Origin of the sequence: Mycobacterium sp. DL (assembly GCF_039729195.1) — a bacterium.
Taxonomy (GTDB): Bacteria; Actinomycetota; Actinomycetes; order Mycobacteriales; family Mycobacteriaceae; genus Mycobacterium; species Mycobacterium hippocampi_A.
The window spans coordinates 2,747,622-2,759,764 of record NZ_CP155796.1 but is presented as its reverse complement, the minus strand read 5'-3'; the positions used below and the strand labels follow the sequence as shown (position 1 = coordinate 2,759,764).

Annotated in this window: 12 protein-coding genes; 8 read left to right on the top strand and 4 right to left on the bottom strand. The window is 67.9% G+C overall.

What is annotated here, in order from left to right; translation table 11 throughout:
- Position 1 precedes the first annotated feature (1 nt).
- Positions 2 to 736 carry a metalloregulator ArsR/SmtB family transcription factor gene (locus ABDC78_RS13285; protein WP_347133504.1) on the bottom strand — a complete coding sequence of 245 codons (735 nt, stop codon included), beginning with the start codon at positions 734 to 736 and terminating at the stop codon, positions 2 to 4.
- A gap of 96 nt (positions 737 to 832) precedes the next feature.
- Here ABDC78_RS13285 and mptB point away from each other — a divergent pair, with 96 nt between their 5' ends.
- The 3 genes from mptB (at position 833) to ABDC78_RS13270 (ending at position 4,223) form a co-directional block, all read left to right on the top strand.
- Entirely contained in the window at positions 833 to 2,518 is a 1,686-nt protein-coding gene (gene mptB, locus ABDC78_RS13280) for a polyprenol phosphomannose-dependent alpha 1,6 mannosyltransferase MptB (RefSeq protein ID WP_178359166.1), read from the top strand.
- Positions 2,519 to 2,580: 62 nt separating this feature from the next.
- Entirely contained in the window at positions 2,581 to 3,453 is an 873-nt protein-coding gene (locus ABDC78_RS13275) for an ABC transporter ATP-binding protein (RefSeq protein ID WP_218620799.1), read from the top strand.
- Entirely contained in the window at positions 3,450 to 4,223 is a 774-nt protein-coding gene (locus ABDC78_RS13270; RefSeq protein WP_178359164.1) for an ABC transporter permease, read from the top strand. Before ABDC78_RS13275 ends, ABDC78_RS13270 begins: the two co-directional genes overlap by 4 nt.
- Here the strand turns inward: ABDC78_RS13270 and ABDC78_RS13265 are convergent.
- On the bottom strand, positions 4,137 to 4,832 hold the full coding sequence (locus ABDC78_RS13265) for a hypothetical protein (RefSeq protein ID WP_178359163.1): 696 nt from the start codon (positions 4,830 to 4,832) through the stop codon (positions 4,137 to 4,139). The two genes, ABDC78_RS13270 and ABDC78_RS13265, sit on opposite strands and share 87 nt — an antisense overlap.
- Positions 4,833 to 4,926: 94 nt before the next feature.
- Here ABDC78_RS13265 and ABDC78_RS13260 point away from each other — a divergent pair, with 94 nt between their 5' ends.
- Both ABDC78_RS13260 and ABDC78_RS13255 read left to right on the top strand, forming a co-directional pair.
- Complete coding sequence (locus ABDC78_RS13260; RefSeq protein ID WP_178359162.1) at positions 4,927 to 5,502, top strand: TetR/AcrR family transcriptional regulator; 576 nt, start codon at positions 4,927 to 4,929, stop codon at positions 5,500 to 5,502.
- A 47-nt stretch (positions 5,503 to 5,549) separates the two neighbouring features.
- The gene (locus tag ABDC78_RS13255) at positions 5,550 to 6,518 is read left to right on the top strand and encodes a heme A synthase (protein WP_178359161.1); all 969 of its coding nucleotides are present in this window, start codon (positions 5,550 to 5,552) and stop codon (positions 6,516 to 6,518) included.
- On the opposite strand, the gene ABDC78_RS13250 is transcribed toward ABDC78_RS13255, so the two are convergent.
- Positions 6,456 to 7,394 carry a hypothetical protein gene (locus ABDC78_RS13250; protein ID WP_178359160.1) on the bottom strand — a complete coding sequence of 313 codons (939 nt, stop codon included), beginning with the start codon at positions 7,392 to 7,394 and terminating at the stop codon, positions 6,456 to 6,458. The genes ABDC78_RS13255 and ABDC78_RS13250 overlap by 63 nt on opposite strands.
- A gap of 56 nt (positions 7,395 to 7,450) precedes the next feature.
- On the opposite strand from ABDC78_RS13250, the gene ABDC78_RS13245 reads away from it, so the two are divergent.
- Positions 7,451 to 8,425 (top strand): quinone oxidoreductase, encoded by a 975-nt coding sequence (locus ABDC78_RS13245; RefSeq protein WP_178359318.1) that lies wholly within the window; start codon positions 7,451 to 7,453, stop codon positions 8,423 to 8,425.
- A 44-nt stretch (positions 8,426 to 8,469) separates the two neighbouring features.
- Positions 8,470 to 8,901, top strand: coding sequence for an alternative ribosome rescue aminoacyl-tRNA hydrolase ArfB (gene arfB / locus ABDC78_RS13240; RefSeq protein WP_178359159.1), 432 nt, complete (start codon positions 8,470 to 8,472; stop codon positions 8,899 to 8,901).
- On the opposite strand, the gene ABDC78_RS13235 is transcribed toward arfB, so the two are convergent.
- Positions 8,898 to 9,776 (bottom strand): heme o synthase, encoded by an 879-nt coding sequence (locus ABDC78_RS13235; RefSeq protein ID WP_347133503.1) that lies wholly within the window; start codon positions 9,774 to 9,776, stop codon positions 8,898 to 8,900. The two genes, arfB and ABDC78_RS13235, sit on opposite strands and share 4 nt — an antisense overlap.
- Before the next feature lie 272 nt (positions 9,777 to 10,048).
- Here ABDC78_RS13235 and tkt point away from each other — a divergent pair, with 272 nt between their 5' ends.
- On the top strand, positions 10,049 to 12,142 hold the full coding sequence (gene tkt, locus ABDC78_RS13230; RefSeq protein ID WP_178359157.1) for a transketolase: 2,094 nt from the start codon (positions 10,049 to 10,051) through the stop codon (positions 12,140 to 12,142).
- Position 12,143: the final 1 nt, after the last annotated feature.

The following is a 12,143-nucleotide window of genomic DNA, read 5'->3' as shown; positions in this document are numbered from 1 at the left end:
GCTAAGCCTTGGCCGCGGACAGTGGAACATGGGTGGTGCAGGCGCAGTCACCGTTGACGATGGTCGCCAGCCGCTGAACGTGCGTACCCAGAATCTCGGCCATCGCCTGCTGCTCGGCCTCACAGAGCTCCGGGAATTCCTGGGCCACGTGTGATACCGGGCAGTGATGCTGACAGATCTGTACACCCCGAACAGGCCCGCCCACCTGGGTCGTGGTGGTGGCATAACCTGCGTCGGTCAGCGCGCCCGCGATCCGGTCTGCAGCGGCCTCGACCTCGTCGCCGGTTTCAGCGCCGGTCACCGGCTCGACTCCGGCGAGGATGGCGTCGATGCGGCCACGCGCGAACGTCCGGATGGCTTCGTCACCGCCGAGCTCACGCAGTTGGCGCATCGCCGCAGAGGCGAGATCGTCGTAGGTGTGCTCGAGTTTGGCCCGGCCCTCGGCGGTGAGCTGGTAGCGCTTCGCCGGCCGTCCCCGACCCTCCTGCTGCCACGCCGCGGGGGCGTTGGCTTTCGCGTCCCCGGCGTCGATGAGCGCGTCGAGGTGCCTGCGCACGCCTGCGGCGGACAGGCCGAGACGCTCGCCGATGCTGCCTGCGGTGACGGGGCCCGACTCCAGCAGGAGCCGGATGATCGTGGTCCGGGTGTCTCCGTCAGCGTGCGCGGACTGCGGTGCAGTCGGGTGCGCAGCTTGAGGACCGAATTTCACAACACCAGTGTGACGCAATTCCGGAATCGGGTCCAGCAAGGGCACCCTTATCCAGCGCTGTCATGTTACTCACACCGAGTTGCCCCGGATTGACGGGAATATCCGCCCGCTACGCTACTTTTTGTGGCAGCCCGCCTACGTTCCCTGAGCACCTCGATCGCCGGTTGGCACGGTGATGAGCGAACGGTCGGCAGTCCACTCAACGACGCCGAGCTCATGGCGATGCGCCGGACACGTCTTTTCGGCGCGACCGGCACCGTGCTGATGGCCCTCGGCGCGCTCGGTGCCGGTGCGCGCCCCGTCGTCCAGGACCCGACATTCGGGGTTCGGCTGCTCAATCTGCCGTCGCGCATCCAGACAGTGTCGCTGACGATGACCACCACGGGCGCGGTGATGATGACGCTGGCGTGGCTGATGCTGGGGCGGTTCGCGCTCGGCAAGCGCAAGATGACCCGCAGCGATCTCGACCGCACGCTGCTGCTGTGGGCTCTGCCGCTGCTGATCGCGCCGCCGATGTACAGCAAGGACGTCTACTCCTATCTTGCGCAGAGCGAGATCTCACTGCAGGGCAACGACCCGTACCTCGTCGGCCCGGCCCCCGGACTCGGCCTCGACCATGTCTTCACCCTCTCGGTGCCCAGCCTGTGGCGCGAGACCCCAGCGCCCTACGGTCCGCTGTTCCTGTGGATCGGGCGCGGCATCTCGGCTTTGACCGGTGAGAACATCGTCGAAGCGGTTCTGTTCCACCGGGTCATGGTGCTGCTGGGGGTCGGGATGATCGTGTGGGCCACCCCCCGGTTGGCCCGGCGCTGCGGTGTGGCCGAGGTGAGCGCTCTCTGGCTGGGCCCGGCCAATCCGCTGCTGTTCATGCACCTTGTCGCCGGTATCCACAACGAGGCACTGATGCTCGGGTTGATGTTGGCCGGAACCGAGTTCGCGCTGCGCGGCATCGATGCTGCGGCGCCGCTCATCCCGCGTCCGCTGACCTGGCCACGGGACCGCACCCAGTGGGGCCGGTGGTATCCGATGGCGATGCTGCTGACGGGCGCCGTGCTGATCACCATGTCGTCACAGGTCAAGCTCCCGGGGCTGTTGGCCCTGGGGTTCGTCGCAATGGCCCTCGCCTGCCGCTGGGGCGGCACCGTCAAAGCGTTCTTCATCGCGGGCGGGTCACTGGCTGCGGTGTCCCTGGCGGTGATGGCGGCGATCGGCTGGGCCAGCGGGCTGGGTTTCGGCTGGCTGTTCACCCTCGGCACCGCCAACGTCGTCCGAAGCTGGATGTCCCCGCCGACTCTGTTGGCGCTGGGCACCGGTCAGGTCGGCATCCTGCTCGGCCTCGGCGACCACACGACAGCGGTGCTGGCGCTGACCCGTGCGATCGGCGTCAGCCTGATCGCGATGATCGTCACCTGGCTGCTGTTCGCCGTGCTCCGCGGCCGATTGCACCCCGTCGGCGGTCTCGGGGTGGCCCTCGGCGCCACCGTCCTGCTGTTCCCCGTTGTGCAGCCGTGGTACCTGCTCTGGGCGATCATCCCGCTCGCCGCGTGGGCGACCCGGCCGGGATTCCGCGCGACGGCGATCGCCGCCACCCTGCTGGTCGGGATCTTCGGCCCGACAGCGAACGGCGACCGATTCGCGCTGTTCCAGATCGTGATGGCAACGCTGGCCAGCCTGGTGATCGTGCTCGTCCTGGTCGCGCTGACGTACCGGCGTCTGCCCTGGCGCCCGATTCCCGAACCCCCGGTGGATCCACCCCCGCCACCGGAGCCACCCAGTGTCCGGTCCGACGCCTACGCTGAGTCTCCGTGACCTCCCGTTCCGGTGCTGCAGTCCCGGTACTCCTGCGTGGAGTGAGCAAGCGGTACGGATCGATGAACGCGGTTTCGGAGCTGGATCTCGACGTCCAGGCCGCCGAGGTGTTCGCGCTGCTGGGACCCAACGGCGCCGGCAAGACGACAACTGTGGAGATGTGTGAGGGCTTCCTCAAGCCCGACGGCGGCAAGATCGAGATACTCGGTCTCGACCCTGTCACCGACAACAAAGCGTTGCGGGCCCGCATCGGGGTGATGCTGCAGGGCGGTGGCGCGTATCCGGCGGCACGAGCGGGCGAGATGCTCAATCTGGTCGCTTCGTACTCCGCCGATCCGCTCGACCCGCAGTGGCTGCTCGACACACTCGGGCTGACGGACTCCGTCCGCACCACGTATCGACGGCTGTCCGGCGGGCAACAGCAGCGTCTGTCGCTGGCCTGCGCCGTGGTCGGCCGTCCCGAGCTGGTGTTCCTCGACGAGCCCACCGCCGGCATGGATGCACACGCACGAATCGTGGTGTGGGAGTTGATCGACGCGCTCCGACGCGACGGAGTGACGGTGGTGCTGACGACACACCAGCTGGCCGAGGCCGAGGAGCTCGCCGACCGGATCCTGATCATCGATCGTGGCGTGGCGGTCGCCACCGGGACCCCGGCGGAACTGATGCGCAGCGGCGCAGAGAACCAGCTGCGGTTCCGGGCGCCTCGGATGCTGGATCTGAGCCTGCTGGTCTCAGCCCTGCCCGAGAGTTACCGGGCGGTCGAGACCAGCCCGGGTGAGTATCTCGTCGAGGGGCACATCGATCCGCAGGTGCTCGCCACGGTGACCGCATGGTGTGCCCGACTCGATGTCCTGGCCACCGACATGCGCGTCGAACAGCGCAGCCTCGAGGACGTGTTCCTCGAACTGACGGGCCGGGAGTTGCGATCATGAGCAACCGCTTCGCACCGGGGACGTTCACCCCCGACCCGCGCCCGGCCGCCGTTCCGCAGATGCTGAACGCGCAGTTCGGACTCGAGGTGCGCCTTCTGCTGCGCAACGGTGAGCAGCTTCTGCTCACGATGTTCATCCCGATCACGTTGCTGGTGGGACTCACGCTGCTGCCGCTGGGTTCTTTCGGGGACAACCGGGCGGCGACGTTCGTCCCGGCGATCATGGCGCTGGCCGTGATCTCCACCGCGTTCACCGGGCAGGCGATCGCGGTGGCCTTCGACCGCCGCTACGGCGCGCTCAAGAGGCTGGGGGCGACCGCCCTGCCCGTCTGGGGCATCGTCGCCGGAAAGTCGCTCGCGGTCGTCGCCGTGGTGTTCCTGCAGTCGATCCTGTTCGGCGCCATCGGTTTTGCGCTGGGATGGCGCCCCCCGATCGCCGGACTCGTCCTGGGCGCCGCCATCATCGCGCTCGGCACCGCGGTGTTCGCCGCGATCGGTCTGTTGCTGGGCGGCACCCTGCGTGCCGAGATAGTCCTGGCGATCGCCAACCTGCTGTGGTTCGTGTTCGCCGCCCTGGGCGCCCTCACGTTGGAAGGCGGCCTGGTTCCGTCCGGGCTGCAATGGGTGGCGCGGTTGACACCGTCGGGGGCGCTCACCGAGGCGCTGTCCCAGGCGATGATCCTGTCAGTGGACTGGTTCGGCTTGGCCGTGCTCGCGGTGTGGGGCGTCGTCGCCGGTCTGGGCGCGCTGCGCTGGTTCCGATTCACCTGACGCGGTCAACTGCGGCAGCAGGTACTCCAGCTGCCCGACCTCTTCGACGTTGTGCTTGACCCAGGCGTGGGCTTTGTGGTCGGGAAACCGCCTGCGGATCAGCCGGTTGATCGGACCCAGCAGCGGTGAGCGGGCGCCGAGATCCATCACGGTGACGTAGTGTGCGCCGTCGTCGCCGGCCGACCAGGTGTGTTCGAGCTGGAACACCGGGATCCCGGCCATGCGAAGCACGAGCCGGATACCGGTCCGGTCGAGCTTCTCGACCCTGGCGACCTCGTCGCTCAGATACTCGGGCCTGGCGCCGAACGCCTCGACCATGTGGAAGCGCGCGCCTTCGGCAGCCCCGCCGGTGGGCGCCGGACGCCACAGCTCCCAGCGGATGTGGTCGACCGGATGCCACGCGTGGTACCGGTCGACGGTCTTGCCGCCGTAGATCATCGTGTCGCCGAGGTGGCGGAACCAGTCGAGCAGCATCGCCGGCGTCACGCCCGCGAGCGGACGATGGTCGATCGTGATCCGGCGACGGCCGTGCGGCCTCTCGGTGAACTCCACGGTGGCGGTGTCGACCGACCGCAGCGGATACAGGACCGGAAGCGACGGGGTGTACATTTCTCCTCCTTCAAGATACGTTTTCGTATCTTATTGACCATGACGGTACGGTGGTGAAATAAGATACGCAAGAGTTTCTAAAGAGAATCGAGTGATGTTGGCCACCACCAGACGACGCGGCGGGGAACTCGACGCGGCCATTCGGTCGGCGGTGCTCGACCTGCTCGCCGCGCACGGCCCCGATGGAGTCACGATGGAGGCAGTCGCGGTGGCAGCGCACACCAGCAAGCCCGTGCTGTACCGGCGGTGGCCCGATCGGCGGGCACTGCTGCGGGACACGCTGATCGGCATCGCCGCCTCCTCGATCCCTACCCACGACACAGGCAGCTTCCGCAGTGACATGCTCGCCGTGTTGCGCGGCTGGGCCGACCTGTTCGACGGGGACACCGGGCCGTTGATGCGGTCGATCGTGATGGCGGTGGGAGCCGATCCGGAACTGGCGGCGACGTTTCACACCGACGTGATCGGCTCGCGGAAGGTCGAGATGAACGCGCTCATCGTGCGCGGCATCCACCGTGGTGAGGTCCGCCCCGACGTCCCCGTCGACATCGTGCGGGAACTCGGCCAGAGCGTGCTGTGGCACCGGCTGCTGGTCAGCGGCGACCCCATCACCGACGGGTTGGTGGTGCAGATCGTCGACGACATTCTGGCGCGGGTGGTGAAGCCGTGAGCTGCCCCTACTACGGGGCGTAGTTAGGCAGCCTCTACGATCGGAAGGTGCCCGTCGGACGACTCTTCCTCCGGCTCGTCGATCTGCTTCCGGAACCGAGCCTGCGAGTTCAGCGGATAGTCGCCGCGGCCGTGGTCCTGACCCAGGGCGGAATCGCCGTCACCGGTGCGATCGTGCGGGTCACCGCCTCCGGACTCGGGTGCCCGACCTGGCCGCAGTGCTTCCCCGGCAGCTTCACACCGGTCCCGCATGCGGAGGTGCCCGGTGTGCATCAGGCCGTCGAGTTCGGCAACCGCCTGCTGACCTTCCTGGTGGTGCTCACCGCCGCAGCCGCGGTGGTCGTCCTCATCCGCGCCCGCCGCCGGCGCGAGGTACTCGTCTACGCCTGGTTGATGCCGGCGTCGACGGTGGTCCAGGCCGTGATCGGCGGCATCACCGTGTTGACGGGGCTGCTGTGGTGGACAGTGGCCATCCATCTACTCGCATCGATGACGATGGTGTGGGTCGCGACGCTGCTGTTCGTCAAAGTCGGCGAGCCCGACAGCGGGGTGCCGACGGCCCGGGTGCCCAAGCCTCTGCGGCAGCTGACCGTGCTCTGCGGGGTCGCCCTGTCCGCGGTCCTGGTGACGGGCACCATGGTCACCGGCGCGGGTCCGCACGCCGGGGACAAGAGCCTGGACAGACCCGTGCCGCGGCTGCAGATCGAGATCACGACGCTGGTGCACATGCACTCGTCGCTGCTGGTCGCCTACCTGTCGCTGCTGGTGGCCCTCGGGTTCGCTCTGCTGGCCGTGCGCGCACCGAAGCCGGTGCTGACCCGACTCGGCGTCGTGGTGGCGGTGGCGGCGGCCCAGGGACTCCTCGGCACGGTGCAGTACTTCAACGACGTGCCCGCCGCGTTGGTGGCCATGCATGTGGCGGGCGCGGCGGTCTGCACGGCGGCCACCGCGGCGCTATGGGCGTCGATGAGAGAACGGGCCGAGCCCGAACCGGTCGAGAGCCGCCTCCACACCTAGGGCGAACTGCCGCTGGCAGCGCCGGCGTTCGGTCGGGTCGAGCTGACGCCAACCCAGAGATGGTTCGACCAGTTCCAATTCCAGCACCCGGGGCGCGTCGGCGCCCCCGAGGACGTCGACACGCGCATAAAGAAGGTCGGTGGTGTCGATGTCCAGGTGGGCGGCCGCCGCGGCCAGCGTCGCATGGCCCACGTCCCACAGCTCAAAATCCGGGTCGGCGGGCTCGAGTCGTTCTTCGGCGTAGGTGCCCGACGCGTCGAACCTCGGGGCGCTGCCCGGCGGCGGCAGGATCGGCCCCTTGGTGAAGGCGTGCGACGGACGTCCGGACAGGAACACCAGCGCGGTCTCACCGTCGGCGACGCGCGGATCGTAAGGCTGTACCAGAACTGTCTGCCCGCCTGCTTGCAGCGACGCGGCATGGGCAGCCGCCTGCGTGGCGTTCGAGAACCGCAGCGCCCCAACCGAACCCGCTCCCACCGCAGGCTTGACGACGACCTCGCCAGCAGGGATGCGCACCCGCTCCCCCGGGGCGAAGAAGCTGCTCGGCACCGTCGGCAGGCCCGCCGCGGCGAGGTCGGCGAGGTACCGTTTGTCGGTGTTCCAGGCGATGACCGAGGGAGCGTTCAACAGGCGCGGCACCCGGCGGGCCCACTCCAGGAATTCGTCGAGTCGGTCGATGTAGTCCCAGGTCGCACGCAGGATCACCAGATCCGAATCGAGTGTCGCCGGATCGTCCCACGACAACCAGCGGGCATGCAGGCCGCGTCCGCGCAGCGCCTGCACGAGGCCGGCATCGTCGCCGTCGCCGTCGGGAAGGGCGGCGCACCCGGCGAGCACGATCCGGGGATGGAAGACGTCGGGGCGGGCATGCTTCATGACCCGATCGACTCTACCCAGGAAGCCGACTTCACCGAGGAGGCAAGATGGTCAGCATGTACGCCATCGAAGTCGCCGAGACCGGCGGGCCCGAAGTCCTGTCCTATGTCGAACACCCGCAACCCTCACCGGGTCCCGGACAGATACTGATCAAGGCCGAGGCCGTCGGCGTGAACTTCATCGACACCTACTTCCGGTCCGGCCTGTACCCGCGCGAGGTTCCGTTCGTCGTGGGCACCGAGGTCTGCGGAACCATCGAGGCGGTCGGAGAGGACGTGGCCGCGCTCACCGTGGGCGACCGGGTGGTGACCGCACAAGGGTTCGGCGCCTACGCCGAATACTGTTTGGCGCCAGCTGATTTTGTCGCCTACGTGCCTGAGGGAGTGGCCCCGGACGTGGCAGCGTCGGCGCTCCTCAAAGGGATGACGGCCCACTACCTGATCAAGTCGACCTACCCGGTGCAGCAGGGTGACACCGTGCTGATGCATGCCGGTGCTGGCGGGGTGGGGCTGATCCTCACCCAGTGGGCGACCAGCCTCGCCGCATCGGTCATCACGACGGTGTCCACCCCCGACAAGGCCGAGTTGTCCCGGCAGGCGGGCGCAGTCGCCGTGCTCGACTACCCCGACGATCCGCAATCCTTCGGCGATCAGATCCGTGAGTTGACCGAGGGCAACGGCGTCGCCGCGGTGTACGACGGCGTGGGCGCGTCGACGTTCGACGCCAGCCTGGCCAGTCTGGCCGTGCGCGGCACGCTGGCTCTGTTCGGCGCGGCCAGCGGTCCGGTGCCGCCGTTCGACCCGCAGCGCCTCAACGCTGCGGGCTCGGTGTTTTTGACCCGACCGAACCTGGCACACCACACCCGCACAGCGGATGAATTCTCCTGGCGGGCCGGCGAACTGCTCACCGCGATCGCCGACGGCACACTGACCGTCACGGTGAGCAACCGGTACGAGCTCCGCGACGCCGAGCAGGCCCACCGCGATCTGCAGGGGCGAAAGACCGTCGGCTCGGTGGTGCTGATCCCCTAGCTGACGCGTTCGCCCCTCGACGGCGACGTTCTACCCTGGTCAGCGTGGCCGAGGACCTGATCGTGACGCGCACCCTGGTGGTGCCCGCGTCCGATCTCAGCGAACGCTTCTCCAGGTCCTCCGGCCCTGGAGGGCAGGGCGTGAACACCGCCGACAGCCGGGTAGAGCTGTCGTTCGACCTCGCCCGCTCGTCCTCGGTGCCGGAGTGGTTGCGCGACCGGATGCTCGCCAGGCTGGGCAATCGTCTCATCGACGGCGTGCTGGTCGTGACGGCCAGCGAGCATCGCGCCCAACTCCAGAACCGCATCGCCGCCCGCGAGCGCATGGCCCGCGTCCTTCGGGCAGCGGCCGCCGCGCCACCGCCGGTGCGTCGGCCCACCAAACCCACACGAGGGTCGAAAGAGCAACGGATCGCGGACAAGAAGCGGCGGGGCCGCGACAAGATGGGACGCCGGGGCGTCTGGGACCGGGATTAGACCGAGAGCAGGGTGGGCAGCGCCAGAGCCGAGTCCACGGCCAGCGCGCAGAACACCACGGCGAGGTAGTTGTTCGACTGCAGGAACAGCCTCAGTGGTTTCACCGGCTCGCCCCGGCGCACGCCTGCATACAACTGGTGGGCCATCACCAGGAACCAGGTGCCTGCCACGATCGCCACCGCCGCATAGAGCCAGCCTGTGGTCAGCGCCAAAGCCAGCGTCGCCACGACGGTGAGCCAGGTGTAGATCAGAATCTGCTTGGTGACCTGCTGCTCGGTGGCCACAGCCGGGAGCATCGGCACGCCTGCGGCTTTGTAGTCCTCTTTGTAACGCATGGCCAGCGCCCAGGTGTGCGGAGGCGTCCAGAAGAAGATGATCAGGAACATCACCAACGCGGGCCACTGGATCGTGCCGGTCACCGCGGACCAGCCGATCATCACCGGCATGCAGCCCGCCGCTCCACCCCACACCACGTTCTGCGAGGTGCGCCGCTTGAGCAGCAGCGTGTACACCAGCACATAGAAGGCGATGGTGGCGCCCGCAAGATGGGCGGAGAGCAGGTTGGTCGTCCACCACAACCAGAAGAACGACCCGACCGACAGCGCCAGCCCGAACACCAGCGCGTGGCTTCTGGGCACCGTCGCGCGGGCCAGCGGCCGGCGCTCGGTGCGCTTCATCATCTTGTCGATGTCGGCGTCGGCAACGCAGTTCAGCGTGTTGGCGCCTGCGGCCGCGAGCAGTCCGCCGACCAGGGTGTTGAGGATCAACAATGGGTCCACGGTGCCGCGGTCGGCGAGCAGCATGGCCGGGATGGTGGTGACGAGAAGCAACTCGATGACACGAGGCTTGGTCAGCGCGATGTAGCCGAGAATCACGGTGCGGAAGCGGTTCGAGGAGCCCGCCGCCCCACCGGCTGGATCGCCGACGAGGTGGCCTTCGCGAATCCTCACGCAACCAACTCCTCAACGACAGCGTGCGCCACCCCGGGCATCTACTACACACGATGGTAGACCGCAGGCGTCGATCCCCGTAATTGCAGGGGTCGGATCCCGACAAGTGCAGGGATGAGCTCTGCGTTGCCGAGGCGTTCCCCGTTAGGGTGGTTGATGCGGACCGACACGCCCCACCCAACCTAGGAGTGCGCCTCGTGACCACGCTGGAAGAGATCACTTCCCTCACCCGACCGAACCATCCGGATGACTGGACGGACCTGGATACGCAGTCAGTCGACACTGTTCGGGTGCTGGCCGCCGACGCCGTGCAGAAAGTCGGCAACGGCCATCCCGGCACGGCGATGAGCCTGGCTCCCCTGGCCTACACACTCTTCCAACGTCAGATGCGCCACGACCCCGGTGACGTGCACTGGCTGGGGCGCGACCGGTTCATCCTGTCCTGTGGTCATTCCAGCCTCACCGTCTATCTGCAGCTGTATCTGGGTGGCTTCGGGCTCGAGCTGTCCGACATCGAAGCCTTGCGGACCTGGAAGTCCAAGACGCCGGGCCACCCCGAGTTCCGGCACACCGCCGGTGTGGAGATCACCACCGGCCCGCTCGGCCAGGGCCTCGCGTCGGCCGTGGGGATGGCGATGGCGGCGCGCTACGAGCGTGGCCTGTTCGATCCGGATGCCGCGCCGGGCACCAGCCCCTTCGACCACTTCATCTACGTGATCGCCTCCGACGGCGACATCGAGGAGGGCGTCACCAGCGAGGCTTCGTCGCTGGCCGGCACCCAGCAACTCGGCAACCTCATCGTGTTCTACGACAAGAACCAGATCTCCATCGAGCACGACACCGACATCGCGCTCTCCGAGGACGTCGCGGCCCGCTACCGGGCCTACGGCTGGCACGTCCAGGAAGTGGAAGGCGGCGAGAACGTCGCCGGCATCGAAGAAGCCATCGAAGCGGCCAAGAAGGTCACCGACAAGCCGTCGTTCATCGCGCTCCGGACCATCATCGGTTATCCCGCCCCGACGAAGATGAACACCGGCGGGGTGCACGGCTCCGCCTTGGGCGACGACGAGGTCGCGGCCACCAAGAAGGTGCTCGGCTTCGACCCGGACAAGACGTTCGAGGTGCGCGACGAGGTCATCGAGCACACCCGCAAGCTGGTCGATCGCGGTCGCGAGGCCCACGAGAAGTGGCAGCCCGAATTCGATGCGTGGGCCGAGCGCGAACCCGAGCGCAAGAAGCTGCTCGACCGCCTGCTGGCGCAGGAACTCCCCGACGGCTGGGACGCCGACCTCACGTACTGGGAGCCGGGATCAAAAGCCGTTGCGACCCGCGCAGCCTTCGGCCAGGTGCTCAACGACGTGGCGCCGAACCTGCCCGAGCTGTGGGGCGGCTCCGCCGACCTCGCGGGCAGCAACAACACCACCATCAAGGGCGTCAAGTCCTTTGGTCCGCCGTCGATTTCGACCGAGGACTTCACCGCCGACTGGTACGGACGGGTGCTGCACTTCGGTATCCGCGAGCATGCGATGGGCTCGATTCTGTCGGGCATCGTGCTGCACGGTCCGACCCGGGCGTTCGGCGGGACGTTCCTGCAGTTCTCCGACTACATGCGTCCGGCGGTGCGACTGGCGTCGCTGATGGACATCGACACCATCTACATCTGGACCCACGACTCGATCGGCCTCGGCGAGGACGGACCCACCCACCAGCCGATCGAGCATCTGGCCGCGTTGCGGGCGATCCCGAACCTCTCGGTCGTTCGCCCGGGTGACCCCAACGAGACCGCCTATGCGTGGCGCAGCATCATCGCCCGCGGCAACGGCAGCGGGCCGGTCGGGTTCATCCTGACCCGCCAGGGGGTACCCGTGCTGGAAGGCACCGACGCCGACGGTGTGGCACGGGGCGGCTACGTTCTCGGCGGCGGCTCACCCGCCGACGACGCCGACGTGATCCTCATCGCGACCGGCTCTGAATTGCAGTTGGCGGTTGAGGCCCGAAACACTCTGCGGGACAAGAACATCTCTGCGTACGTCGTTTCGATGCCATGCGTGGAGTGGTTCGAGTCGCAGCCCAAGGAGTACCGCGACAGCGTGCTGCCCCCGAGAGTCTCGGCGAGGGTTGCCATCGAGGCCGCGGTGGCGCAGAGCTGGTACAAGCTCGTCGGCGACACCGGCGAGATCATCTCGATCGAGCACTACGGCGAGTCTGCCGACGACAAGACGTTGTTCCGCGAGTTCGGCTTCACCCCAGAGGCTGTGGTGGCTGCCGCAGAGCGCACGATCGCCAACTAGA